This is a genomic window from Pontiella sulfatireligans, from assembly GCF_900890705.1.
Lineage (GTDB): Bacteria > Verrucomicrobiota > Kiritimatiellia > Kiritimatiellales > Pontiellaceae > Pontiella > Pontiella sulfatireligans.
Window position 1 is genome coordinate 1,198,698 of sequence record NZ_CAAHFH010000001.1, and the last position, 26,271, is coordinate 1,224,968.

Here is a 26,271-nt window from a genome sequence, read left to right on the forward strand (position 1 = left end):
AAACCATGAAACAGACAGACTATGTAAAAGCGTGCCTCGACCGGCTCGTTCCCCAGCTGACCGGATTGACGATCACCGAGGGCGCCGTAGATGACACGGGAGAATTCTTTGGATTCTCTGCAAAGGGACAGCAAGGCGGTAAGACTGTAGAGAAAACGGTGTTCGTCCTGGCCGACCCCGAAGGAAACGGCCCTGGCTTCCTGGAGATCAACGACGGCGTCGAGCCCGAAGCACCGGCCTACACCGAGTGGTGCCCGGGGTGCGGAGCAGAGACCGCCTACAGGGAGAACAAACCGTTCCCCTGCGCGGCCTGCGGCTCCGTCCTGTTTCCGTGCTTCGCCTGCTACATGGAGCGCGGGGCGGAAAATGTGAAATGTTCGGAGTGCCCGTGGGAAGCCAAGGGAAAGGAGGTGGCTCATGCATGACACCACAATGAAGCCCCTCTTCCCACTCGGCCAGCTCGTCGCCACCCCGGGCGCACTCGCAGCGCTAGAAGAAAACGGCACGGGTTGCACCGAGTTTTTGGAGCGGCACGTTGCCGGGGATTTCGGCGATCTGTGCGAAGAAGATAAGCAGGCCAATGTGGAAGCCATCGAGCAAGGGTTGCGGATTCTCTCTGCCTATAAACTGCCCGATGGACAGCGTCTTTGGCTGATCACCGAGGCGGATCGAAGTTCAAGTTGTTGCTTGCTCCCGTCCGAATACTGACAAAAGGAGGTGCCGTATGGCATTTAAACACTGCAAGCATTGTGCATGGGGGTTTGAGCATGATGAGTGGGTCGATTCCACCTTCTGCCCCAACTGTGGAACCCGGCTTGGGCCTCGACCCACTGGAGGGCCCGACAGGGGGAACGTGGAACATATCGAGCCTTATGCCGATGTTGATCCAGCCCCTGAGTCACGGGTCCCTGTGATGGACGTTTGGGGAAAGCTGAAAGGCGCTGCAGGCTCCCATCCCTATCTGGCAGGCATTGGTGCTGTCGCTATCGGTCTTGCCGCGGTTTGGGCGGCTCCGATCCTTGTTACGATTGGGACGGCTATTGTTTGGATCGGCGCCATCATCACAGGATGTGGATTCCTCTCGGTAGCATATGTTGATCGGGACGAGGCCATGCGCTGGTTGGAGGTGGGTGTACTCACAATTGGGGGAGGATTAGTCATAATATTGTCCGGTTATACGCTGGCTGTCTTGGGCATCTGCTCAGCAGCCGGCGGGGTCGGGATTTCAGGAAAGGCCGCGACTGAAGATCTGCTCAAGTGGAATCTGAGACGGAAGCTGGACAAGATGCCCATCAAAGAGCTACTGGCCCTCTCCCGGCAGATGGACGCATGACCGCCCGGCCATCGTGCCGGGTTGGTATGGAGCGCTTCGAAGGAAACCCTATTGTCCAGCTTCAGTCAAAAGATCTGCGAATAAAAACTATTTTAAACCCCATAAGGAGAATGACCATGAATCGAAAAACTGTCACCCGCACCTGCTGATGGAGGCCGGCTACCATGCCGGCCTGACCGGCAAGGGCTGGGGCCCGGGCTCGTATGCCACCGAACACAACCCCGCCGGCCCGTCCTTCGACAAGATTAAATTGAAGCCCCCCTTCAAAGGCATCAAAACCATCGACTATGCCGCCAACTTTGCAGCGTTCTTGGACGGCAAGCCCGCCGGCGAGCCGTTCTGCTTCTGGCTCGGCACTTATGAACCGCACCGCGGCTACGAGAAGGATTCCTGGAAAAAGGAAGGCATGAAACTTGAAGACGCCATTGTGCCCCCTTTCTTCCCCGACAACGACACCGTCCGTGGCGACCTGCTGGATTATGCACTTGAAGTCCAGTGGTTTGACCGCCACCTCGGACTCGCCGTCGAAGCATTGGAAGAGCGCGGCCTGCTCGACAACACGCTCATCATTGCTACCTCCGACCACGGCATGCCCTTCCCGCGCATCAAGGGACAGCTTTATGACGAAGGCTTCCACGTTCCGATGATTGCATACTGGAAAGGCGTCATTCGTATGCGTCTTTTCGGCCACCGCATTGACAGGATTACGCAGAGGTGTTTTCGCGGGATGACTTCCAGCGGGCAGGCGTCCAATCGGCTGCTTCGGATTGATTCATCGTCGGCAAAGCCGTAAGGATTTCACGAAGGTAGACTGCCGGGTTGATGTCGAGTTTGCGGCAGGTTTCGATGAGGCTGTAAATGACTGCACTGGTCTGACCGGAGTCGGGGCTACCGAAAAATAGAAAGTTCTTTTTGCCGATGGCGGTGGGCCGGATGGCATTCTCGACGAGGTTGTTGCATATTTCGAGTTTGTCGTGTTCGAGGTAAAGATTGAGCGCATCCCAGCGCTCGAGGGTGTAGTGGATCGCTTTGCCGAAGTTGCTTTGCGGTAGTTGCCGGAAGCGCTCGGTTTCGAGGATCGATTTTATCTGTTCCAGGACGGGCGCGGAGTGCTCCTGTCGATAAGCAGCGCGGTCAAGATCGGGGTTGTCGCGTAGCTTACTTTCAACCCGATAAAGTTTGGCGATGAGTTTTACGACGTCCTCAGCGGTCGGGTTGCCGGGAACTTCCTTAAACTTGCGTCGGGCATGTGCCCAGCAGGCAGCATGAATGATCGAGGCCTTTTCTGCCGCATGTGATTTCTTGTTCAGCCAGCTGGTGTACCCGGCGTAGCCGTCGGTCTGCAGCAGCCCGGAGTAACCAATCAGCATCGAGTCAAGGCAGGTCGCCGCACGGCTGGCGTGCCATTCAAAGAGCACGCCGACGGCAGGCGAATGATAAGCCCATAGGTATCCGTTGGGACAGTAGTCCTTTTTCGGGTCCTGATATTTGATGAATGTTTCGTCGGCCTGAATGTATCCGCTCGCGCGGATTTCATTTCGAAGCGCTTCATAGATCAGCGATAACCACTGGGCAACTAGATACATCCATCCGCCCATGGTTTTTCGACTGATTTCAACGCCGAAGCGTTGCTTGAAGATCTGTTCCTGCCGGTAAAGCGGAAGATGATCGCAGTATTTACCAAGGATGATATGAAGAACAAGGCCGACCGTGGCGTAGGAGTTTTCAATCAGTTGCTTTGGAGCAGGTGCAATCAACGGGGCAACGGAACGGTCGTCACGCTTCTTGTATTTATTGCGGATGGTTACGATTTTAATGAATTGAGTCGGCGTGATATCGAGTTGTTCCAGGCGCTCTTCGCCGATCTTTTTGTAAAGCTCTGGATGGGCGATCACTTCATCCGGATCGATAATAATGGTTTCGGTCGGCAGATCTTTGGGGATGCGTGCATCGAGCCCCTTGCGCTTCCCTCGCTTGGATTGCTTTTGTTCCTCTTCGGCCAGTTCGGTCTTGGATTCGGCCAGATCCAAAGCTTCCTGCAGTTCGCGAAACTCTTCAAGTTCGAGCTCCAGCTGATCGGGACTGAGTTTTTCTGAACTACTGCCAAAGAGCCTCTTCATCAGGCATTGGACCTTCTCCTGAAGCAGGCGGTTTTCGGTTTTGAGCTGATCAATCTGCGAACGGGAAATTGCTTGTTCTTCCAGTAGCTGATTAAAATGTACCCGACTGTAAACCATGCGGCATATTATACCAAAACCGGTTCGGAAAAGGGGGCATCAAGATCGGAAATATTCAAAAAATTCAGCGTTGGTACCAAGGCTTTAACGAGCCTTGCTTTAGGTCGACTCCATCCAGCAGTAGCGCCAGTGCCTCGGGAGCCAGTGCAAGCTTTTCACTTTCGCCAATCCCCGTTGGCCAAGTAAAGCATCCCTGCTCCAGACGCTTGATCATCACCCACATGCCTGTTCCATCCCAATAGAGCGTTTTGATTCGGTTCCGTCGCCGATTCGTAAACACATACAGCGCTCCCGAACACGGATCCTCCTTCAACCGGTCGAGCACAACGCCATGCAGCCCATTAAAACTTTTGCGCAGGTCCACGGGCTCCACAGCCAAAAATACTCGCAATGATCCACTTAGGCCAAGCATGTCGCGGCCTCCCGGAACACATCGGCCAACTCCTTCGCTGAACCAACCGGCACGGTCACTTCGATGCCGTTGGGCAGATGGACGCTCACTTTGTTTCCCGGGGCAGAAGTATTCCCGAGTTCCACCTCGCAAAAAGACACCTCATTTTCGTCCCGCTCGATGCGCAGCCATCTGGCCAGCGTTTTGGAATTGAGATTCCATTCCCTGCAAAATGCCGCCTGCGTCAAATCCGACGATTTAAACTCCTCAATCAGTTCCCGGCGTTCTTCCTCGGTATATGAAGCCCGCCCCGGCGTAGTGTTTTCATTCGTATCCATACCCAACAAGTTATCAGGTATTGGCCTGGCTGCCTATGAGGTCGGGGAAAAGACGCATACCGTCATTCAGCCCGGACGCGTGGTGAAGGACTTTGTCAATTTCCCCGACGTGGCCCCCACCTTCATGGAAGTCGCCGGCGAAGCGGCGCATCCACAGATGACTGGCAAAAGCTTCCTCGACGCACTGCAATCGCCCAGATCAGGCCAGATCGATCCGGCCCGCACCTACGCCCTGCTTGGCAAGGAACGCCACGACACCGGACGCGTCAGCGAAGACGGCACCGATCTGGCCTACCCCGTCCGGGCGATCCGCACCAAGGAGTTCCTCTATGTGCACAACATTAAGCCCGACCTCTGGCCGACCGGCAACCCGGAATACGGCCTGCGCAACTGCGACGGCTCGCCCACCAAGTCCTATCTGACCGGACTGGCGCCTTCCGATGCCGACTACCGCTACTACGAAATGTGCTTCGGCAAACGCCCGGAAGAAGAACTCTACCAGAGGGACAAAGATCGCCACTGCATCAACAACCTCGCCGCCAATCCGGAATCTGCCGCCGCCAAAACACGGTTGCGCGCCCAGATGGAACAGGATCTGACCGACCAGAAGGATCCCCGCACCCTCGGCCAAGGCGACATCTTCGACCAATATCCCTACATGGGAAAACAATTCAACTATAACCAGAAGAAATAGAGCGGATTATGAAAGGCGATAGCCGGCACCTTTCTTGTAGGTGAGATCCATGATCTCGCCCTCCGTTTGAAACGCCCGCTCTGCCCAAACCGCGATCTTGGATCGCGGCTACAGTTTTTCCTAAACCGCTCTAAAACATTGGAACCCCTCGTGTACTCGCCCGAACGGGATCCGAACCATGCTGACCGGCACGGCATGCAACTCCTTCGTATGCGTCTTTTCGAAGTCCCCCTTGACGGAGTTACTCGCAGGTGGTTTCGCGGTTTGATTTCCAGCGGGCAGGCGTCCAACTGGCCGCTTCGGATTGATTCATGGTCGGTAAAGCCGTAAGGACTTCACGAAGGTAGACTGCCGGATTGATATCGAGCTTTCGGCAGGTTTCAATGAGGCTATAGATAACAGCGCTGGTCTGGCCGGAGTCAGGGCTGCCGAAAAAGAGAAAATTCTTCACTGTCATCCCATAGAGGACGCTAACGGAGTGTCAGCTCCCGTTTTTGTTAAGGTTTCTGATGTTTAGTTTATTTAGTCGATTCCGATTTTTTGTTGAAGAGTAATGATGATTCCCCGTTTTAAACAGTTGGCTGTCCCACAGCATTTAGATGAACCCCGGCAGATACGCCTGTTCCGGTGCTCCTCGGATGCGACCGGGTGGTTTGGCTGTCCCATAGGATTCCAGCAAGGCGGGCAGGTTCCAGCGACGCCAAAGCGAGACCCTTACGACGGTGAACAGGCGCTTGAAGCTGTGATCCCATCCGTGCATGAATTTGAGACAGCGCATCAGCAGATGGACGAGCAGCCCGGTCCATACCTGCCAGCGTACGGCATTAGCGCTGTAGCCGAGAAAGTCGGAGAGCTGGAGCGTCTGTTTGATTTCCTTAAAGAACACCTCGATATCCCACCGGCAGCGGTAGAGCTCCGCGACCGTCCACGCGCTCCACTCCAGATGGTTGGTCAGGAAGACCATTTCGACATCCTTGCCGTTGATCTCCACGAGGGCTACAACGCGGCGCAACTCGCACGGGTAGGCCTTCTTCGATTTTTCGAGCATCAGCTCGATGACTTCGTCGCGAAGGATGCGCTTGTTTTTAGTCGTTTCGAGGGAGCGCATCACCGTGTACTGCATGTTGTCTTTCGCTCGACCCGCCCAATTAATGCCGCGCTCCGTTAGCTCAAAGAGATGCTTGAATTTGATATAAGCCTTGTCGAATACAACGATTTCTCCGGCTTCAAGGTCGGCACACAAGCTCAAGGTCTTGCGGCTGTCATGGTGTTTTGCAGTGTCGACAATGGCACATCGTGGAAGGAAGCTTTGCAGGTCCAGACGCATGTGGCACTTCGCGGCGGCCTTGCGGCGGCGGTGCTTTGCCCAGTCCATGCTATTGGCCACCAGCTGTATCGTGGTCGAATCGAGCGCATGGATCGCCTTGCTGAAGCGACGGAGGTATCCACTACGCACCTTTCCCTTCGCAAAACCAGGCACCGTGTCCATCAGATGCTTCATCATGCTCCAATAAAGCTCTTCGGCCATGTTCGCGTCGCGCACTTGATTCGCATGGCTCAGGTTGTTGCGGGACGGTGGAACCGCACCGCGGATGGTGGAGAGCGCCGCCGCATTCATCTGGAGCGCGTCGCATACATCGTTAAGCCCGAGCGCATGAGCAAAGTGGGCATAAAGCAGCGAAACCACATGGCTCCATGGCGTGTACGTCCGGCTTCGGGCATCGACGCCATGCTTCTTCGCAAGGTTCGTGACCATGTGTCCGGGAATCAGATTGCACAATTGCTTCAAGGTTGTATACCTATGTCCGGCTGGTTTGTGTTTTTGTCTCTGTTTTTTCATACCCTCCGAGTGGAGGATTTAGAGCTCACAAGCCAGCCTTTTTATTTAAAATCTATGGGATGACAGTGAATCCACTCCATCTGCAACCAGCTGTTTCCGTCTTGCGCCGCACGAGGATGGGCAACAAGCAACGGCTTCAACGCCTCTGTCTGCTCAACCGACTCAAACGCCTTTACCGCATCCAGATAGCTCGATCCATCATAGTCAAAATAGACCATAAAACAGAGCTTCCCCTGAACTTCTGTAGAAAAAAAACTGAGGTTGGTAATGTCCTCTTTCTTGAATGCTTTAATTGCCTTCTTTTCATTCAGCGTTTTCAGTGCAGATTGCAGGGCCTCGACCCGCCCATCTTTCGCCGAGGCAAATAACATGACGTGCGTCTGCCTGCCTGAGAGAAGATAATTTTCATACGGAGACAATGCGCTCACTGATAGACAGGCGAGCACGGAAGACAAAATAATTCCCATTTTAAATTTCACAATAACGCTCCTTCTCTGTTTCGAATTAATGCTTAATAAACTCCTGCTCCAGCTCCTCGATCGTGCAACCCTTGGTTTCCGGCAACTTGAAGATATAGAACGGAATGGAAATCAGAACAATGGCCGCAAAGACATAGAAGATATAACCGGTCGGCATAGTTGCATCCATAACTGGAAACAACTGAGCAACGGAAGCACTGGTTACCCAGATGGCAATGCTGGCAAACGAAATCGCCATACCGCGAATCCGGTTTGGAAAGACCTCGGAGATAAACACAAACTTCACCGGACCAATCGCGCAAGCAAAGAAAGCGATAAACGCATTCACGGCAATCACAATCGGCATCCCCATGCTGTTTTGAAGGAACAGAGTGCCAATGACAATGTGCGAAATCAGTGCGCCGACAGAACCGATAATCAACAGCTTTTTCCGGCCAAGAATATCCATAAAGAACAGAGCAAATACCGTCGCAACCATATTCACAATTCCAATCGACAGTGAGCTGCCCAAAGCGTCCCCCTGAGTAAATCCAGCCGTTTCAAAAATATTCGGGGCATAATACAACACCGCCGCAATCCCGCAGGCTTCGGCAAAAAAACAGACCAGCATGGAAAGAACCAGTGGCCGACACAGTTTGGCGGTAAAGAGGTCCCACACATGAACATCGCTTTCCTGGCCGATTGCAGTCTGGATCTCATTGCTCACTGCTGCCCCGCGTTCGACTCCATTAATACGTTGCAAAACCCTCAGGGCTTTGTCTGTGAAACCTTTTTTTGACAACCAACGGGGTGTTTCCGGAAGAAATGCAGTACACAACAAAAAAAGAATGCCCGGAATCGCTTCAGCTGCAAACATCGCTCGCCAGTGCTGGTCTACCGCAAACCACTTCCAAAACGAGGACATTGACTTTGCATCTACATTCGCTTCTGCAAACCTAAAAATTTTCCAGTTAACAAGCAGGCAGATTACAATCCCGGCTGTAATGGTGAACTGATAGAGTGTCACTAACCCGCCCCGGTATTTTTCCGGAGCCACTTCTGAAATGTAAAGCGGGCAAACCATAGTAGCGGCCCCAATCCCGAGTCCGCCGATCAAACGGGCGACAATCAGCTGAACCGCGCTACCGGACAACCCGCTCCATATCGCAGAAATGAAGATCAAAATGGAGGAAAGAATAATAAGCGCCTTTCGTCCAAATTTATCGGCAATGAATCCGGAACAAAACGAGCCAAGCCCGCAGCCAATCAGGACACTGCTGACAAAAAACCCGGTCTGCCCCGGCGTAAACTGAAAAAGCTCCGTCACCGCAGAAGTCGTCCCCGACACAACAACCACATCATATCCGAAGAGAATGCCTCCGGCACCGGCCACTACGCAGATAAACCATAAATAAAGACTAGGACTGGCTGTTTTTACCTCACTCATTAAACATCTCCTTTTGCCGCCTTGAGCAGCGCTTCAATATTACATGGCAGAATATCTGCATCAAACCATCTGGGCTCGGTATGCGTATCGATCCACTTTCCCATTTCAGCGATCGAAGATAGGAAGGGGGACGGCTTTTGCAACCAACAGCAACTGTTCGACTAACATTAGGACACTAGTGATTTATTATTATCAATCCACTCATCAACAACTGATGTCTTTTCAGCAAACTCGAATTAGCGGAGCCGTCTATTCCACTATGACTCTGGAACCACGAATACGACCATCATCCAACGCTTGTCTTCCTTGGTTTCGGTATTGCTTCCGAGCAGAACAGATTCACCGGCCGTGACCTTTTTCGAGAATAATCTCCAACGGTTTTTGCCTCTGACCAGTTCCTTCCCTGTGTCAGCAAAACCGGTTTTCATCCACGGCATTGTTTCCAGACGGGAATCGTGGGCGATGTAGACGTTGCCGGATTTCTTCACGTTGAACTGTAGCAGGTCAACGGCGGAATAGTTCCACTCGCTATTCGGGAGCTGAATATACTCACCGCCCATGAGACATTCGGGAAGTTTCGGAAGCTTCTGTTCGTGATCGGAGAACATCGGAGCCCCCGCCTTGGTTTTCTGAATGCGCGCATCGCCTGAGGGACCGGAATAGGACAGATCTTCGATTAGGTCGGAGAAACTGCCATCCGCTTGAGCTTCGGCTACGAACCTCGAAGCCGCTTCCTCGACAGGAAGCGGGAGCGGCGCCAGCCGGCCTTGCTCCGGAATCGGTGGGAGGTGGCTTGCTACGCCGCCGTCGATGTGGATAGGAAGCGCCTCAACCTTGCAGGTTGCGGGCTCCAATCCCTTGGAGCTCGCTTTTAGCGTAATGGTTCCTGAAGTCAGCGAGCTTCGTACAATCACTCTGTTAATTCCGGCTTCCAGATCGAGATAGCTGTTGTTGGTGGATTTGATCTTTCCACTGTTGTAGCCGCCGCGCCAAACGCCCGGCCCTTCGACTGTAAAATCGCAACGCTCGATAAAGGTTGGGCAACGATTGCCGTTCGAATCAATCGCCTCGACATCAAAGACCACCGCGTCGCTGCCGTCGGCCAACAATCCGGTCGGCCCCGTTAACGGCGTCAGTTTCAGGGCGACAGCCGGACCCGCGGTCGCGACTTCATGGCGCGCCACTTCTCTACCGTCTTTATACCCTACCGCAACCAGGTCTCCGGGCTTCCACTCAACCTGCTCGAAGGTAAACAGCATTGGGTGTTTCCAACTTTTGGGCGCGACGTTGGAAGAACCCTTCTTCTTTTTGACTTTCAGCGGATTCGTCATTTCGGTTGCCGCCTGTTTCCTGCCAATTTCTTTTCCGTTCAAAAACAAGCTGACTTCATCGCAATCGGCAGCAACATTGATATCCTTAATGGTTCCGGCGGGATAGTTCCAGTGGCCGATGAGATGGATATCCGGCTCGTCGGAGAAAATGACGCGACAGACATGGTAGGCTTCCTTGGGCAAACGCATCGCGTCCATTTCCCCGCTGGTGCGGGTAACTTCAGTTTCGACGCGACCGCCACTGGTGGAATCCACAAAGATCCAATTAGCACCACCACCATGGCTGCGCGGAGCAATCTTCTGATAGTGGAACAACTGATTAATGGCGTATTCCTCGGCACTTAAATCATAGCTGCCTTTGGCGTGCCATTTTTGATATGGAGGCGTATGGCGGTCCCAAACGCGGCGCGGTGATTCCTCGCGGTTGTACTCGCCTTCAAGCGTGGGCAGTTCCTTGATATAGCCGGAGCCTTCCGTACTGATGGTCAAATCGCAGTAGGGCTTGACCACATTGTTCGCGCGCCGATGACCGTAGACACGACCGCCATACGGATCGTAGAAGTCCACTACCGACTTCAGTTCCTCGGTGTGTTCTTTGGAGGTGCTCTGGTTTCCACCTTCCCAAACCAGCAACGACGGGCTGTTTCTGTAATAGATCACCATTTCCTTCCACGCCTTGGAGCGGATCTCCCAGGCGTGTCCTTCGGTATCCCCTTCGCCATCCACGCCGGGTTGCTGGGTGACGATGCCCAGCTCATCGGCGGCGCGCAGATGGATAGGCCCACCCGCCGTGTGCCCCCAGCGCACAAAGTTGCCGCCGGAATCCGCAATCAATTTCAAGGTGTAATAGTGCATCCAGTCAGGATTGGCAGCCCCAAGCCCCGGCCAGCCGTCCACCGACTTCATGCCCCACCCCTGCAGTTTGACGTGACGGTCGTTGATGTAGAATCCGCGATCGGTCGTGAGTTCGATCCAGCGAACACCAAACGGCTCCTCATTGCGATCGATCACCTGGCCATCCCGGATGATTTCGGTGACGAGGGTGTAGAGGTAGGGATAGCCGGGCTCCCACAGTTCAGGATTAACCAAGTTGCCGCTTGATTTAACGATCTTCTTTTGACCAGCCGACAACGTGGTTGTTTCATTCAACTCCAGCACGGTTTTGCCAGTCCGGTCCAATAAACGGTTCCGTAGCGAAAAGGGCTGCTCCTTGCCGGTCTGGTTGACGATTTCGTTTTCGATGCCGACGCCGGTGGATTCGCGGGAAGGGTTTACTGCATAGACGTAGGTGCCGACCGTCTCCATGTTATTGAACAGCGGTTGGGTGAAGTGCAATTTGTCGCTCACATGCAGAAAGACGTTACGGTAGATACCGCCGTGCGCCGGGTGCCAATGCGGATTGTTCCATGGTAATTTCGCGCCGCCCATGAAATTATGCCACACCTTATTTCGGTCACCGCCAAAATCGGTGTCTTTAACGAAGGCATTGTCACACGCGACCGCGATCACATTGGGCTCGCCAAACTTTAGGTGCGAGGTCAAGTCGGCGCCGAACGGAATGAATCCGTTTTCACAGTGCCCCACCTTTACACCATTGCAATAGGCGTCGGCGATCTGTCGAACGGCTTCAAACTCGATGATCACCACCTTGTCCCGCCACTCCGCCGGAACCGTAAAGTGTTTTCGATACCACGTCTTGCCACCCCACTGGTCCATCTCGCCCTTGTGCCCTGCGGGCGACCAGTCGTCGAACGTATCCACATCGTTATAGGTATGAGGAGCAGATATCTGCTTCCATCCACTGTCATCAAAACCTGTTGCCTCCGCGCCGGCCACATCCTCTTTGATAAAGCGCCAGTCCGGATTAAAGTTCAGCTTCTCTGCCACTGCGCTTCCGGCAAAAGCCAACAACAGCAGGACAAATACCCAACCCATTCGGTTTTTCGAAACCCGCACTGTATCATTCATTATCATTTTCCAGTTCAACGATTTCATATTCCACCTAATCCGTAACCGATATTCCTGACCGCCGCAGTCCCCAACCGCTCACGCAACTGCGCAAGGTACAAGCTTCCGGGCGTTACACGTTGGCCATGCGACAAAAAGTTTTCGCCCTCTTCCGTTTTCCCGGAGCACCCGACGACCCAATTCATTGATCCGGGCGGTTGCTCATTTTTAAAATTACCTGCCACACAGTTCCAGGCCACCGCCCATCCAATAGTCCAGCCATGGCCGCTTCCCGCTGTGCGTCGATTAATAAATTCGATTCCCCCGTCAGGCACCCGGCAGGCATCCACCAGCAGCCCGGTATTCCAGCGCATGTGCGGCTGAACGGAACCCTTCCCATGAAAGTCGCAATTCAAAATCACGGCAGAGGTGTCGCTCATACCCAGCGAGGAGTAGAAGAACGCGCCATCCCCTTTTGAGGAGCATCGATCGATCAGCACCCGCGAGCCGCGCACCAGGAAATCGGCAGGATAACCGGCTCCCTTTTTGATCTGCTGAGAATGAAAGATCTCGATTTCCTGCAAGGTTACCTGGGTGCAATCACTGCTATTGACGCGCACGACGGTGACCGGTTCATGGCTGGACACATAACGCACCCAGCAATCCTTGCAATACCTTAGTTCTATTCCTTCGTATTTCTTGACCGTCAGGTCGCCGACTGGAGGCTTTGAAATAATCCGGATTCCTTCAACTCCGATGTGCGAGATGCGCGTCGATGGAGCAGCTTTGACGACCGTCGCCCCTTCCCTTCCTGTAAACCGGGCATCGATGCTATCGGACAGCGCCACATCCAGCGCAATGCGGTTGCCGCGAATGCCCCGCACTCGCCGTTCGAAGTTCAGCACACTGCCGGGGTTGATCCACGTTTGATTTTCTCCATCCCTCACCAACGTGTCCATCCCCATGAACGAAATCCATTCCGAAGTGATGGGACGGCGAATTATAACTGCATCACCAACGGTCAAATCCGATGCGTCTTCCAATGTAAGAATGATCGTGCCCGAGGGGACGTAGTCATCGGTGATCCGAATCGGAGCGGCATTGTCGACGGGAAGGAAACTGTTTTTTTCATTGCTTTCAATATGAATGCACACATGCGGTTCGCCAACCATCTCGATGGTCGTGCCGCCTTTGTCCATGCCCGCCCCCCGCAACACCACGCCGGAAGCCGCAATCTTCAAGGCCCCGCTGCAGCGGAAAGTTCCCTGCTTAAGCAGCACCGCACCGCGAAAACCCCGAACAAGGGGCTTTTCGGAAATTTGATTGATCGCCGCCTGGATGCGGGCCGTATCGTCTCCGCCGGATGGCCCCACAATCTTCTTTGCCGGCACCTTCGGCAGCGCAACGCCACCACCCATATATCCTGCATGGGAAAAATCCATAATACGATCTTCGCGGGGCGTCTTTTTGTATTCCAGCTTGCCGTTTCTTCCAACCGCCACCCACTGCCGATCCAGCGTGTCGTTTTCGGCATATGACTTCGAGCTAGTCCAAAGGAGTGCGGCAGACACCGCAAGACCGCCAGGGACTGAGTTCAGGAAATTTTGGCGCGAACACATCATGATCATTACTGAGGTTCGTGTACAACGACGTTCTTGCTTCTGGAAGCCGGTTCTATTGCCCATTGCTGCAACTTCCCGTCTTTCACCAATCCGGTGATGACGGCGTTGCCGGACAGATGCAGCTTGAAGTCCACATCCCAGGTTTTAGGCCAGGCAGGCAACAGGTGGATTTCCCCGGCGGCTTCTTGGACGAGCATGCGTTGCAGAGCGATGGAACCGGAACCGAAGTGGTCGAAGTCCGGGCAGGAGTCAGGGTTTTGACTGCCATAAAGCGGAAACCGGCATCGAGGTGAAGTGTGCAGGAAACGGCGAATCAAGCCGTCTTGCGCTTCCGCCGCATTCCCGGCATAGGCCCAGCCGATTTGATCCTGCGTCCAGCATTTATAATCGCGCGCATTCTTCTCTATACGATTCTCCATGGTCCATTCGGCGATATCCTTGGTCCCCAAAGCAGCCGAGAACCGGGTAAATGGGAACAAGGGATAGAGCTCCGGAATCTCGGTGTTTTTCTTCACCGACCACTCCAACGCCGGAACAATCGCCATTCGGCCTTCGATTTCCTGTAGATGAACCTCCGGGATCTCTTGCCTGAATCGTCTCCAGGTTTCCCGGTCTTCATCCGTTCCCGCCCGTATGGCAAGCAAGCCATCAAGATTGTACAGGAGTCCGGCAATGTCGTTTGCCGGATTGATGGCCACCCACCAGGTTTCCAGCGCCTGGGAAGGATCCATCCGCAGCTTGCCGCTTCCATCCCGCGGATAGTGTTTATCGTAGAACGTCAGGATTTCGCGAGCGAACGGAACCAAGACATCATCACGGAACACATCATCTTGAGTATATTTCACATAGTCGATCATCATGGCTGCGGATTCCAGACCTGCCGTAAAATAATAACTGTGATGGTATGATCCCTTCACGTTCCCGCCTTGTGGCGTTTTGATTGGTTTTTCTTGGAGGCGATTGTTCCGGTCCGCGGATGGAGCACAGTCGCGCTCCCCTCCAGTCAGCTCCATGTTTTCACGAAAATATGCGCCGTCATGCCCGAACCAAGCCTTGCAGACCGCACGGCGCATCGGGAGCAGGTTCCAGTAAAAGTCGAAGAACGGTTGCATCAGGTCGGCATCTCCGCTCATCAGCAGAGGCCAATACAACAGGCGCTGGTTTTGGTGGGTAAAGCGTCTGCCCCAGAGCCGCTGATCCTCGCTGGAAATATATTTTTCGCCTTCGATCCGCCAGTCGCCCGCCAACTTCTTTTTATATTGCTTGTATTCCGTCGCCGTGTAGCGCAAAGGCTGGCTCAGAATGCCTCCATTGAACTTAGTCTGAATCCGACCGCGACTTTGGCACGCCATCAGGTAGCGGAAGACATTATAGCTTTGGGCCACCATGGCTCCGTTGTCCTTCACGTTGCGCTTGGCCTTGTAGACCTCGTGATCCAGCTTGCCGCGTGCGTCCGGTGCGATGCCACTATCGTTAACCTGTATCCAACCCCGATTCCAGAACCCAGACCACCATTGGCAATGTGCCTTCCAGTCCGCCGCGACATCCGTCGGGTTGGCGGCCTGCTTTTCAAAGTCTCCAATCCACTTTTCAGGATCGGGCTCCTGCGAACACTTGGCGTGAATGCGGATATCAAACGTTTTTCCCGACCCATACAGCGCACCATCCTTCAGCTCCAGCTCCGAACTCTCGATCAGGTTGCCGAAGGTGTTGAAGCGATAGGGATCGGAATATTCCGATGCCATGTGTTCGATTTCATAGTATTTCAGTTCCGTTGGATAGACGCTTCGGTCACCCACCGCATAATAGGTCAGCACGTATCCATTTTGAGATAAAACCACATCCTGCGTCGGCATCTCCAGCGGTTCGCTGGTGCGGTTGTGTCTGCAACTATCAAACCGAGTCCATGGATCGGCAGCAACCAAAACCAACACCTCCACGGGCGACTCAATCTGCACATGGTATACCGGACGGTTGGCATCGGCCCACAACTGCAACGTTGTTCCGTCGGCCTCGATGCGGATCGATCCGGTTTTGAGGTCGAGGGTTTGCCGAAACGGCTTGCCCTTGGCGAAGGGATTCGGGTCGAGCGCGATCTTTACGCGCCCCGTTTTAAAGATATCGCCGTTATAGGTGAGCGCATCGTTCTTGGACAACAGCATGAAGAGCGCGTCATCTTCGATGGCATAAACGCCGGCGGCAATGTCTCCGTTCCCCAGCGGCATCTGGCCGGACTGATCCGCAGACGGACTTTCCCACACCACGTTGTAGTTATCAATCCAATCAGAATCCGCCTGACACACCCATCCGCCAAAAACCAATACCCATGCTTTTATCAACCATTTAGCTCTCATTACCACCGGCTCCTTACCACTACCCCATCCTCAGCCAAAACTGATCAAATTCCGAAACAGCATCCGCTCTCCAGCAATTGAATTAAAATCAGAGCATCTACCTTTTAACATGTAAAAGAATACCATTAGCGGGCTAATAAACAGGACACTACACCTCATGTTTTTTATAGTTCAGTCCCCCGCCCGATCATTGTTCCAACTCAACGCGATAAAAGGTTTGGGCGTTTTCAGTCCGCACAGTTCGGGTGCAGAGCGGCTCAACGCCGGAAATACTTTCGGCAACCAAATCCCACATTCCGCCGACCAGGTTTGTGGCGGCCTTGATCGCATAGCTTTCGCCTGCAACCGCCTGCCATGACAACACAAATTCTCCTGTGGAGGGAAGCGGTCGTCCCGAAACGATTTCGAAGTGCGGCAGCTCCACGACCGTAATGCTGGCAGTGCTGGATACCGGAACGGCTCCATCATCAACCACCAGTTCGATCACATAGTTCCCGGGCGGACCGATGATGGTTGCAGAGGTTTCGGCCGCAGAGGCGTCACCGAAGACGACCGTACCCTGCCCGGAGAGCTGCCGCCAGGTGCAGGACACACCGTTTTCCAACATCCGGAGATTTCGGCAGATCCCCTTAAGGCCAAACGTTGCACCGGAATAAACAACCGGAGCGTTCGCACAGACTACGACCTCATCCGAGAAGAGACCGTCACCGGCCCAGACTTCCAGTTCATCCCAGATGTCCCCCTCCTCCTGAACCGGAACAACCGTATTGTGGAGGGCACCGGTTCCAAGGCGTTCTGCAAGTTGAGTGTAATAGAGCGAACGGGGCTGTACGGGAGTATTGTGGGATTGCCATATCCCAAAAGGTTCCTCGGGAGCCCACACCCCTTGATCCTGCGGACCGATTGAGCCTACGCACCAGTTCATGCCCCCCGTCGGGGCATCGCAAATGAGGGAGGCGGATGCGAGACAGTTCCAAAACATAACCTGCGCCCCGGCCCAACCGTGCCCGCTACCAGAATCCTCGCGGTTCTGCACGAAGAGATATCCTGCCATAATGTTGTCGTACAACTGGCCGGTTGAGTAACGGTGATGTGGCCCGCTGTCGCTCGTGTCTTCGCTGGAACGGCAATCCACAAATACGTTGGGGCCCGGCGCGGCTGAACCAGACGCGAATGCATGGCGAGCACCGCGGGAATAGCAGCGCTGCATGAAGACGTAGTCCGAATCATCGAGAACAAAAGGATACTTGCGCCCTCCGGTGGTGATAGACATGGGATCCAGCATCGCACAATCCTCAACCGTAATATACCGGCAATACGTTTGCAGATTAATAAGGCCAAGGCCGAAATACCGCCCCGTCACCTGCCGAACCCAGCCGTTTTTCAATCGTCTGGCATAGATCGCAGACCACCCATGATTTTCGTCTGTGCTGCTCGTGTAGGTCGACTCCAAACGCAAGCTTTCTATCCCGATGTTTTCCAACTGACCGATAAATTTGAATTTGTAGATATCACCGCCGCCGTATCGAGTCTCGATGGCCTGCATAACCGGAGCGTCGATGGTTACCGTATTGCCATTGATCTCTGTAATGGTGCGGAAAAAGCGCAACTGATAACCCTCGGGCGTCCAACCCCATTGTCCCATGTTTGAGAGGTCATCGATCCATTGCTGGTTCATGGTGTTTTGTACGATAACCCGGTCGCCGACGGCAAACCCGGCAGCGTTCGCTACATTGAAACTCGTGGCACCGACAGGAACATAAGCATCCAGTATCGACTGCCGTGTGCCGGCGACCTCGCGAGGTAGATCCCCTGCATTATCCACCTCAAACAGGTTGGATTGCGCGGTGGCGGCATAGGTGATTCTCGTGCCGCCGGTTTCCTGCGATCCTTCGCCTCGGATAACGACCCCGCTCGAAGCAATGTTCAGGGTATTGGAGACGGAGTATTCCCCCGCCTTGAGCAACACCGCGCCACGAAACCCATGGGAGCCAAGCGGCAGGGAGGAAACCGCATCGATGGCCCCTTGGATAAGCGTGGCATCATCGGCGGAGCCGTTATTATTGCTGATGGTCACTACGGCCGGAACAAACGGGATTGCAACCCCGCCGCCCTGATAACCCGCACGCGAAAAGTCGGGAACGGTGTTAATCGCGTTCTCCTGTCCTTCGTTGGCGTAGCCCTTGTACTCCAAGCCGTTTTCCCCCTCGTAGACCAGCGCGTTCAAACGGTCAATCTTAAAAGCGAGATAGTCATTGACCTGAGCGGTTTCCGCAGGGGTCAGCAGACGATTATAAACCAAAACATCGACCAAGGTTCCATGGAGTGGCTGCGCATAGCGACCGCCAGTGGCCAGCGAGATCGCACCGGGGTAGCCAACGATTGGAATTCCGGTGTCGACAGCCTCGCCATCGACGTAGAAACCGGATTTGCCAGCACCGGAATCCGTTACTGCTGCTACAGCATAGTACTGGCGTTCTATGACCTCCTGACTTCTGCTTACATACCCATCGGCATAGAACGTAAGTTTTCCATAAAGGGGACCGACGACCCAATTGTTATCTACGCCCTGCACCGCCCTTTTCCCGGCGCCAGCATCGACGCAATTAAAGATCGTAAAAACGGTATAGTCGCCGCTCGTTAGGCTGGCAGTGGTAATCATGCCGTCGCCATCGCCAAAACAGACGCCCGCCACCCCGCTGGCGGCATCGGCCACATAGGAGGGGGAGCCATCCGAAAGGATCGCGTTATTGGCGGGACTGACGTTCGATGAATCAAGCCATGTGTTCACCGTTTCGCCATCGCTCAGCCCCATGATATCGTCCGCATTGAGCCACATAATCAAACTGGCATCATTAACCGGCCCAGCCATAACAAAGCAGGTCATCACGGACAGAACGATGATTCCGAGATATCGCTTTTTCACGTTATTTTCACCTCTCCAATGGCAGAACTATTTTTCGATCTTTTCCTCATTTTTTATCGCACACCGTCGGTTCACCGCTGGAACGCAACTCGCAGAACCTTTCAAACATGGCGGCCACACGCTCCTTGTATTCGGGATGGTTGATCAGGTTGAATTTTTGGTTTTCACGAATATTCTCATCGAGATCATACAGCGCAACCGGACATACGTTTTCCCGGTTAAATCCGCGCAGTTTATATAGCTCCTTCTTGCTCAGCTTTTTTGCATTGCCGTCGATGATCAATTTCAGATCCCCATCGCGGATCGCGAAATAGGTCAATCCCCCGCTTTGGGTGATCACATGCCGATCCGCTGAAGATTTCCCGCCGGCAAGAATAGGCAACAGGTTCATTGAATCGCGAACCACGGCCCGGTCGATTGTTTCCCCGACTACCGCGGCGATGGTCGATACAACATCATGGGTAACGATGAGCTCATCGCATTTCGAGCCGGGTTTAATTTGCCCCGGCCATACGGCGATGAACGGCACACGGTGCCCGCCTTCCTCAATCGAACCTTTTTGACCGGAAAGATCACCGTTGGACTTATGCCCGGCAGCGGCCAGCTTTTGATCCCAGTGCGCCGGAAGCCCGCCATTGTCGGAAGTAAAGATGAACAAGGTGTTCCCGGCGGTTCCGGTCTTTTCCAGCTCCTTCAGAATCATACCGACTTGGACATCCAACTCATGAATGAAATCACCCAAAGGTCCCGGCGTGCTTCCGGCGATTTTGACGCCATCGAACTCCTCCGCCGCGCAATGCGGTGTATGCACCGCCTGACTGCAATAATACACAAAAAATGGTTGATCAGGATGAGCGGAAACGTGCCCGTCAATGAAGGTTGCCGCCTTATGGGCCAGCACCGGGCCCACCCGTTTCAGATCCCAGTTCGAGTCGCCCATGCCATCGCGGTCTTTGGCTTTGGGATCCAACACCAAGTCATACCCGGTCTGTTCGATCGGGATATGCGTCATAATGGAATTCTGCTCCAGCTTCAGAAACTCGCGGTTCTCGTAGAGTGCATAAGGAGCCCCCTGAATGCCCTGCGGCAATTCCACTGAATAATCAAATCCATAGCTCAGCGCCCCCGCCGTCAGTTTGGAATAATCCTTTGGCCAGCCCTTCCAGGCACCGCCCAGCCCCCACTTCCCGAAAAAGGCGGTGCGGTACCCTCCCTCCTTCGCGATGCGTGCGACGGTCGTGTAGTTCGGATCAATCTGCGGGTCGGCATGCGCGCCCCAGATCCCCTGCGCGCTGTTGTTGCGGTAGGGATAGTTCCCAGTCATCATGGAAAAACGGGTCGGCGCACAAAGCGCGGCCGGGGAATGGGCATCGCTGAAACGCATGCCGGATGCAATCAATCGATCCAGATTCGGCGTTGGAACCGGCGAACTCCCTTCGCCCGTCCTTTGCCGGTGATAGAAGCCCAGATCCCCCTTCCCGAGGTCATCCGCCATCACCACGACAATGTTCGGACGTTCCGGCGCGGCATACACCGAACAAGAAAACGCAAGTACAAGCGACAAAAAGACCTTCATTCGTTTTATTGGATTTCCTCTTTTGCTTTCACGTATTCGCACGCACGAGGAGCGCATCCTTCCCCATCGACATACCGTTTCAACAACGCATGCATTTGCGCCGCTCGCTCAGGGTAGTCGGCATATAGATTGTGATGCTCTGCCGGATCCTCTTTCAGGTTGTAAAGCAGCCCCGAGGTTTTGCCGGTTTCATATCCCCGCTCTTTATTGAACCAGTCCGGGCAGTTGGAATGTTCGCCACTCTTCGTGTTGATGAACAACCAATCGCCCTGGCGGAGGGCATAACTCCCTTTCTTCGTGTTCTGAACCGTGGCATTACGCAACGGCTGATTATATTTTTCGCCCTTCAGCAACGGCAGCAGGTCATAGCTATCGATCGCCTCCTCTGCGTTCAGCCCGTAGCCGATAATCCTCGCAAATGTGGCCGCCAAATCGACTTGGTTGATGGTTTCGTTCGACACCGTTCCCGGCTCGATCACACGCGGCCATTTAATGACGAACGGGACGCGGTGCCCTCCCTCCCACAAATCACGCTTCACGCCACGCAACCGCCCGGAGCTCCAATGACCGTAAATTCTCTGCCGCTCATAGGCCATAAGCTCCGCGCCGTTGTCGGCGGTGAAAATCACGATGGTGTTTTCGTAAAAACCGCCCGTTTCCAACGCCTGCATAATGCGCCCCGCCATGGCGTCGGACTCGAACACAAAATCACCATAGGGTCCGGCCTGCGACTTGCCGCGATATTCCTTGTTCGGAACAACCGGCTCATGCGGCGACGGAAAAGCAAAATAAAGGAAGAACGGCTTGTCCGCCTGCTGATTCCCAATCCACTCGACCGCTTTATCCGTTATGGTTGGCAATACGTTGTACGGATTCCATCCGACGGCGACAGGCCCCGGCCGACTCCCCCAATCCCCTTCCGGCACCGGCTCGAATTTTGAAAAATCCGCCATCTCGGTGGGCACTTCCAATACCCGGTCGTTTTCCATAAAGCAGTAGGGCGGGAAATTAATGGTGCCATCGCCAAAATAATAATCAAACCCCTGATCCAACGGGCCTCCGGGAACGGGCTTCATCCAGTCTATCGCATTTACCGTATAGGACTTGCGCATCAGAACCCGACCATCGGGCCGATCCCAACGGACATTCTTCAGCTTTGCTCCAGGCTTCTTGACCGCATTCCAGTTCCAGCCTAGGTGCCACTTGCCGATCGCGGCGGTGCTGTAGCCCTTCGCCCCGAACATCTTCGGCAGGGTGTACTCCCCCTTTTCAAAAACCGATGGACCGAACGAATCCACGATTTTGAAAAACCGGCGCCAGTGATGCTGCCCGGTCAACAGCGCAAAACAACTGGGCGAGCAGATGCCGGACGAGCTGTGCCCGTCAGTAAAACGCACACCCTCCGCCGCAAGCTTGTCAAAGTTCGGTGTCGGGATTTTCGAAGAACTCTCGTTCGCAGAAAAATCACCGTAACCCATATCGTCCGCATAAAGAATGACCACATTGGGACGTTCGGCCGGAACCGTGGAAGAAGTCCGCTTCGTTTCTGCAGACGCGAACAGGGTCGCTCCCAAAAGTAAAACCACGGAAATTCTAAACATCATAGCTCTGCCTCCGTATAACAGACGCTTAGAAAAGAACGACATCCTTCTTCCTGGACTCGGGGGTAACAACCAGTTTCTCAATCTTCCCGTTCCTTAGCGACACCTCCACGGTGGTCTGTTTCGGGGCATGCAGTTTGAAATCGACATCCACCGTTTTGTCCCAGCAAGGTAAAATGTGGATTTTGTCATCAAAACACTGCATGAGCATTTCCTGCAAACCGGACATCGCGCTTCCGCCCCAATCATGATCCGGAATACTGTCAAATTTCGCATCCCAGTAGGTCGGAAACCTGTTTCCTGCCTCATTGTCGCCAAACTTTTTGCAAACATGGTTGTGAGCATCTGCAATTTTACCCATCCGAGCCAAGAAAATGGTATTCTGCTTCCAACACACATAGCCTTCTTTGTCAATGTGAGGAAAATACTTCCAAGTATTGAGAAATGCATCCATTTCCGGATCATTAATAGCGTATAAATCAAACGGAAAAAGCGCATAAAAATGGGGCGACTCCAGTTGGGCAAACCGGGAGGACGATGGATACGTTTCTGCCGGCAATGCCACGCGCCGGCCTTCATACTCACCAAAAGGCACATCGGGTATTCTTTGCAGGAGTTCCCGGTAATAGCGCTTGTCCGACTCCGGAACGAAGGGCAAATCCTCTTCGGTGAGCCTATTGAGGCAGGCGTGCAAACCGGATACAACATCCATCGGGTTGGCAACAGGATGGTAGGCTTCCACCGCCTGCGAAGGGTAAATCACCAATTTTCCGTTCTCATCCAGCGGTGTTCCATCCCGCATTCGTTTCCGCATTTGATAATGCTCGTCAAAGAAAACAAGCGACTGTTTGATGAAATCGTAATAACGCTCAATGGCATCTCCGCTATAGCGATAGTATTCGAGCATCATATAGGAAAATTCCAATTGTGCGGTATGGTGATAGGTCATGGCCGGATGTTGGCTCAGACCGATTTCACACAGGTCTTTATCGTGATTCTTATCGCCGGTAAGGTATTGCTCCTTTTTCCCGAAAGGGACATCGATGCGCCGATACCGGCTCTTCTCATTATCGGTTTGCCATTCATAGAGGAAAGGCAACTGCAGGCCCGAAGCATCCGTATTCTCACAGAATACCGCCCCACCGTGACCGAAATACGCCGCAGCCCGAATCTTGGCCCCATTCAGGGCCTTGTTGTACATTGAAAACTGCGATTCGAAAGCATCAAAATCACCCGACTTGAGCAAGGGCCAATACATCAAACGCTGGTTCTGTCCGGTCATAAAATCCCCGCCCCACATGCGCCAGTCCGGATCGAATCCATTGGCGGGGTCAAAGGTCAGGTTGCCGCCGTTAAACTTCGTGGGGAATTCGCCATGAATATTTCCGCCCAGCATATAGCGGAAAAGATTATAGTTCCGGCCGACCTGCCAATGTTTCGAGGCCTCATCTTTTTTTTCCGGTTCAACCACAATCCAACTGCGTTGCCAGAACGCGTTCCACCAAGCCGCGTTTTTGTCGAAATCGCCTTGCGTGGCTTCGGCCTTTTGACAGCGTTCCAGCAGAGCAGACTCCCAATTTTCATACGCCTCTTCCTGCGCCACATGGGTCACGACATAAATATGGTGTTGCTTTGCCGGAGCCTTGCTCTTGAGTCGCCACGATTTAAAATCTGTTTTGAAGTAAGTGCCTGCGCCTTGACCAGCCGCAACGGCGTTGTCGGCAAAGAGCATGCCCCCCATGGTACGGTTCTTGTTGTAGTTGACGATCCGGTCCTTGTATTTTTCAAGCTTCTGTTGCTCAATGGCTTTGCGCGGCGACAGAGGATCGGAGGGATTGCGGTGGTAGAAGAGAATACGATTGTCCTTCAAACGAAAATCATCCTTTAGCTTGATGACCTCAAACGGAGCCCCGATGAAGGAAAAGGAACCGAACAAGGGGTTGGGTTTAACATGAATATTATGAGACTGCTTTTCTATGTCGTCCTTGGTGGGGGTGAGGTCTTTGTCTTTATAGCGCCAGGATTCGTAGGCAACCGTGTAATCAATTTTCTTTTCCGAATCAACAGTCACATGAACCGAATGGGTAAACTGATCCACCCACATCGTGATGTCCACCTGATTGCCATCCTTACCTTCAGCTGAAATGGCTATGTTACCATCCTGCAAAACCAGCTTTTGCGAAAAATGCTGGTAGTCTCGGAACGGATTCGGCTCCAGAGTCAGTCGCACACGGCCGAGTTTGATATGCTCGCCAATTTCACTAAAGGAGCCGCTCCGCTGTATATAGAAAAGCAGCTCCCCCTTCTCTACCCAGACATTGCACGCCATGTCCCCCGCACCGAGCGGCATATTATCCGCAACGTTCGTACTGGGACTATCCCATTCCACATTGTATCGATCGGTCCAATTCCCAGCCCAGCAACCTGTAGCTGCCAGTGCGGCAGCGAATCCTGCCACGCCTTTTTTTATTTTTTTATTCATTGAAGTTGCCCTACAGATTTTTTTTTTAAACCTTCAAATTACACACGGCCGTCCGACTGATCAGTTGATGGTGATTTCATCCAGGCCGAGAGGTTCGGACGTGGACGGAGACGGAATGCGGCCGCGGAACTCGATCCTCACCGGATACGCCATTCCATATTTCGGGGCTTTCTTCGGCATCCGGATTTCCAAACCATCCTTCGTCCCGCACCACGTCAACCCTCGCCGTTTTCCCAGTAGCTTAACCGACTTAACACCGCTTAAATTCACGCCTTTCAGCGTTTTAATCACGGCCTTGTCACCCGGCCATTCGAGGAAGGTGGCATAAAGAACAGTATTGGCTTTGTTGCGCGTGAAACGGATATCATCAGGTTTACCTTCAAACTTCAGGTGATAGTGATCGTCTCTGTCGTACCAGGTATCGGAAACCTCACCGAGCACTTCATACGGACGCGTTGCATAAACAGCTTCGCCGCATGCGTCCAGCCATGCCCCAAGCTCGCAGATCATCTTCTTCTGGTCTTCCGGGAAGGTGCCGTCCGCCTTCGGCGCAATCGCCAGCATCAATACGCCGCGTTTACTGATGATATCCATCAATTGGTCGACGATCATATCCGTCGGCTTTATGACAACGTTCGGATCATAGCTCCAGTTATTGCCATAATAAATGGAATCGTCCGTCTGCCAGACCCTATCGGCAATATCTTTCATGCCGCCGCGCTCAAAATCGCGGACGGCAGAATTATTCCTGAACGGCCTTTTATGGTTGATCACCACCTGCGGCGAGCCGAACTCGCCCATGCCGGATTCAACGGCCAGGTTGTAGTAATGCGCACCGAAGTCCCGGATGTAGGGTTCAAAAGCGGCATGATGGATTCCCCAGTCAAAATAATACAGGTCTGGCGTATAAAGTGTCGCCAGCTCTTTGGTTCGAGCCAGCCATTCGTCCAGGTCATATTGGCTTGGTGAAACCTTATAACGCGTGCGCGCCAGCCAATCCTTATGCGCTTCCCCTTCATTAATGCGGGCCCTACACACCTCATCAGGAATAATCGGCGCACCGTACAGATCCTTCAACGACAGATCTTTCGCGTCATACCCGTTTATATGATTGAAGAGAAAAAAGTTATAGCCCCAGCCGGAATGGTTGGATACCCCGTACTTAAGACCTTTTTTATGCATGGCAACTTTGAGCTCGCCCACAATATCGCGTTTCGGCCCCATATCCACGGAATTCCAGCGCGACACCTCTGAATCCCACTGGCAGAAGTTGTCGCTGAAAACCGCGATCATCGTGAAGAATTTTGCGCCGCCTTTTACACAAAGATCCGCCCAATCGTCAGGCTCGAACTTTTCAGCTTTCCACATCGGAATCAAATCCTTGTAGCCGAATGTTCCGGGATCGCCGTACGTTTCCTTGTGATGTAGATGCGTGGCTAATCCCTGATTGCTGCTACTGCTCTGACCCTCTTGACAATACATCCAGCGACCGTACCATTCCGCCGCATGATCCCCTTTGAACGCGGGAACAGAATACACCCCCCAAATGGGCCAGAACCCCAGCTTGGCATCCTCATACCATTCCGGTGCTTCATAATTAGACAACGACTCCCACGTCGGCTCGTACTGCCCGTTAGCTACCGGACAAACCATACCGGCCAACAACGCCGCCGATATAATTTTCTGTTTCATTC

Annotated in this window: 20 protein-coding genes; 5 read left to right on the forward strand and 15 right to left on the reverse strand. The window is 53.5% G+C overall.

Features of this window, described 5'->3' with window-relative positions; all coding sequences use genetic code 11:
- The first annotated feature begins 5 nt into the window (after positions 1-5).
- Genes SCARR_RS04155 through SCARR_RS04170 form a run of 4 tightly spaced genes read left to right on the forward strand, consistent with a single transcriptional unit; the run spans position 6 to position 2,126 of the window.
- Complete coding sequence (locus tag SCARR_RS04155) at positions 6-425, forward strand: hypothetical protein (RefSeq protein ID WP_136060257.1); 420 nt, start codon at positions 6-8, stop codon at positions 423-425.
- A complete protein-coding gene (locus SCARR_RS04160) occupies positions 418-708 on the forward strand; it encodes a hypothetical protein (protein WP_136060258.1) in 291 nt (96 codons plus the stop codon). The genes SCARR_RS04155 and SCARR_RS04160 overlap by 8 nt, the downstream gene beginning before the upstream one ends.
- 16 nt (positions 709-724) lie before the next feature.
- Positions 725-1,333, forward strand: coding sequence for a hypothetical protein (locus SCARR_RS04165; protein ID WP_136060259.1), 609 nt, complete (start codon positions 725-727; stop codon positions 1,331-1,333).
- A gap of 13 nt (positions 1,334-1,346) precedes the next feature.
- Positions 1,347-2,126: a sulfatase-like hydrolase/transferase gene (locus SCARR_RS04170; RefSeq protein ID WP_342803671.1), complete on the forward strand. Its 780-nt coding sequence runs from the start codon at positions 1,347-1,349 to the stop codon at positions 2,124-2,126.
- Here the strand turns inward: SCARR_RS04170 and tnpC are convergent.
- From tnpC to tnpA, 3 genes are all read right to left on the reverse strand, one after another.
- Complete coding sequence (gene tnpC / locus SCARR_RS04175; RefSeq protein WP_136060261.1) at positions 2,038-3,570, reverse strand: IS66 family transposase; 1,533 nt, start codon at positions 3,568-3,570, stop codon at positions 2,038-2,040. The genes SCARR_RS04170 and tnpC overlap by 89 nt on opposite strands.
- Positions 3,571-3,634: 64 nt before the next feature.
- Complete coding sequence (gene tnpB, locus SCARR_RS04180) at positions 3,635-3,982, reverse strand: IS66 family insertion sequence element accessory protein TnpB (RefSeq protein WP_136060241.1); 348 nt, start codon at positions 3,980-3,982, stop codon at positions 3,635-3,637.
- Entirely contained in the window at positions 3,970-4,299 is a 330-nt protein-coding gene (tnpA, locus tag SCARR_RS04185) for an IS66 family insertion sequence element accessory protein TnpA (RefSeq protein ID WP_136060242.1), read from the reverse strand. The genes tnpB and tnpA overlap by 13 nt, the downstream gene beginning before the upstream one ends.
- On the opposite strand from tnpA, the gene SCARR_RS04190 reads away from it, so the two are divergent.
- Positions 4,280-4,993 carry an alkaline phosphatase family protein gene (locus SCARR_RS04190; protein ID WP_136060262.1) on the forward strand — a complete coding sequence of 238 codons (714 nt, stop codon included), beginning with the start codon at positions 4,280-4,282 and terminating at the stop codon, positions 4,991-4,993. The genes tnpA and SCARR_RS04190 overlap by 20 nt on opposite strands.
- 241 nt (positions 4,994-5,234) lie before the next feature.
- Here the strand turns inward: SCARR_RS04190 and SCARR_RS04195 are convergent, their stop codons facing one another.
- From SCARR_RS04195 to SCARR_RS04250, 12 genes are all read right to left on the reverse strand, one after another.
- The gene (locus tag SCARR_RS04195) at positions 5,235-5,444 is read right to left on the reverse strand and encodes a transposase domain-containing protein (protein WP_168432988.1); all 210 of its coding nucleotides are present in this window, start codon (positions 5,442-5,444) and stop codon (positions 5,235-5,237) included.
- Between the two features lie 144 nt (positions 5,445-5,588).
- The gene (locus SCARR_RS04200) at positions 5,589-6,833 is read right to left on the reverse strand and encodes an IS4 family transposase (protein WP_136060137.1); all 1,245 of its coding nucleotides are present in this window, start codon (positions 6,831-6,833) and stop codon (positions 5,589-5,591) included.
- 41 nt (positions 6,834-6,874) lie between these two features.
- Positions 6,875-7,312 carry a hypothetical protein gene (locus tag SCARR_RS04205; RefSeq protein WP_136060264.1) on the reverse strand — a complete coding sequence of 146 codons (438 nt, stop codon included), beginning with the start codon at positions 7,310-7,312 and terminating at the stop codon, positions 6,875-6,877.
- Positions 7,313-7,337: 25 nt separating this feature from the next.
- The gene (locus SCARR_RS04210; RefSeq protein ID WP_136060265.1) at positions 7,338-8,738 is read right to left on the reverse strand and encodes a sugar porter family MFS transporter; all 1,401 of its coding nucleotides are present in this window, start codon (positions 8,736-8,738) and stop codon (positions 7,338-7,340) included.
- Between the two features lie 257 nt (positions 8,739-8,995).
- Complete coding sequence (locus SCARR_RS04215) at positions 8,996-12,037, reverse strand: glycoside hydrolase family 2 protein (RefSeq protein WP_168432989.1); 3,042 nt, start codon at positions 12,035-12,037, stop codon at positions 8,996-8,998.
- 23 nt (positions 12,038-12,060) lie between these two features.
- Positions 12,061-13,587 carry a hypothetical protein gene (locus tag SCARR_RS04220; protein WP_136060267.1) on the reverse strand — a complete coding sequence of 509 codons (1,527 nt, stop codon included), beginning with the start codon at positions 13,585-13,587 and terminating at the stop codon, positions 12,061-12,063.
- A gap of 56 nt (positions 13,588-13,643) precedes the next feature.
- Positions 13,644-15,992 (reverse strand): DUF5703 domain-containing protein, encoded by a 2,349-nt coding sequence (locus tag SCARR_RS04225; RefSeq protein ID WP_136060268.1) that lies wholly within the window; start codon positions 15,990-15,992, stop codon positions 13,644-13,646.
- A gap of 187 nt (positions 15,993-16,179) precedes the next feature.
- On the reverse strand, positions 16,180-18,918 hold the full coding sequence (locus SCARR_RS04230; protein WP_136060269.1) for a LamG domain-containing protein: 2,739 nt from the start codon (positions 18,916-18,918) through the stop codon (positions 16,180-16,182).
- Positions 18,919-18,964: 46 nt separating this feature from the next.
- The gene (locus tag SCARR_RS04235) at positions 18,965-20,494 is read right to left on the reverse strand and encodes a sulfatase family protein (RefSeq protein WP_168432990.1); all 1,530 of its coding nucleotides are present in this window, start codon (positions 20,492-20,494) and stop codon (positions 18,965-18,967) included.
- A gap of 5 nt (positions 20,495-20,499) precedes the next feature.
- Positions 20,500-22,098, reverse strand: a complete 1,599-nt coding sequence (locus tag SCARR_RS04240) for a sulfatase-like hydrolase/transferase (protein ID WP_136060271.1) — start codon at positions 22,096-22,098, stop codon at positions 20,500-20,502.
- A 25-nt stretch (positions 22,099-22,123) separates the two neighbouring features.
- Positions 22,124-24,577: a DUF5703 domain-containing protein gene (locus SCARR_RS04245; protein ID WP_136060272.1), complete on the reverse strand. Its 2,454-nt coding sequence runs from the start codon at positions 24,575-24,577 to the stop codon at positions 22,124-22,126.
- A 60-nt stretch (positions 24,578-24,637) separates the two neighbouring features.
- The gene (locus tag SCARR_RS04250; RefSeq protein ID WP_168432991.1) at positions 24,638-26,269 is read right to left on the reverse strand and encodes an alpha-L-fucosidase; all 1,632 of its coding nucleotides are present in this window, start codon (positions 26,267-26,269) and stop codon (positions 24,638-24,640) included.
- Between the last annotated feature and the right edge of the window lie 2 nt (positions 26,270-26,271).

Bases quoted from the DNA above. Each gene is read 5' to 3' on its own strand.
- SCARR_RS04250 (WP_168432991.1), bottom strand. From the start codon at position 26,269: ATGAAACAGAAAATTATATCGGCGGCGTTGTTGGCCGGTATGGTTTGT.
- SCARR_RS04235 (WP_168432990.1), bottom strand. From the start codon at position 20,494: ATGAAGGTCTTTTTGTCGCTTGTACTTGCGTTTTCTTGTTCGGTGTAT.
- SCARR_RS04200 (WP_136060137.1), bottom strand. From the start codon at position 6,833: ATGAAAAAACAGAGACAAAAACACAAACCAGCCGGACATAGGTATACA.
- SCARR_RS04245 (WP_136060272.1), bottom strand. From the start codon at position 24,577: ATGAATAAAAAAATAAAAAAAGGCGTGGCAGGATTCGCTGCCGCACTG.
- SCARR_RS04165 (WP_136060259.1), top strand. From the start codon at position 725: ATGGCATTTAAACACTGCAAGCATTGTGCATGGGGGTTTGAGCATGAT.
- SCARR_RS04155 (WP_136060257.1), top strand. From the start codon at position 6: ATGAAACAGACAGACTATGTAAAAGCGTGCCTCGACCGGCTCGTTCCC.
- SCARR_RS04240 (WP_136060271.1), bottom strand. From the start codon at position 22,098: ATGATGTTTAGAATTTCCGTGGTTTTACTTTTGGGAGCGACCCTGTTC.
- SCARR_RS04225 (WP_136060268.1), bottom strand. From the start codon at position 15,992: ATGAGAGCTAAATGGTTGATAAAAGCATGGGTATTGGTTTTTGGCGGA.
- tnpB (WP_136060241.1), bottom strand. From the start codon at position 3,982: ATGCTTGGCCTAAGTGGATCATTGCGAGTATTTTTGGCTGTGGAGCCC.
- SCARR_RS04160 (WP_136060258.1), top strand. From the start codon at position 418: ATGCATGACACCACAATGAAGCCCCTCTTCCCACTCGGCCAGCTCGTC.
- tnpC (WP_136060261.1), bottom strand. From the start codon at position 3,570: ATGGTTTACAGTCGGGTACATTTTAATCAGCTACTGGAAGAACAAGCA.
- tnpA (WP_136060242.1), bottom strand. From the start codon at position 4,299: ATGGATACGAATGAAAACACTACGCCGGGGCGGGCTTCATATACCGAG.
- SCARR_RS04215 (WP_168432989.1), bottom strand. From the start codon at position 12,037: ATGAATGATACAGTGCGGGTTTCGAAAAACCGAATGGGTTGGGTATTT.
- SCARR_RS04210 (WP_136060265.1), bottom strand. From the start codon at position 8,738: ATGAGTGAGGTAAAAACAGCCAGTCCTAGTCTTTATTTATGGTTTATC.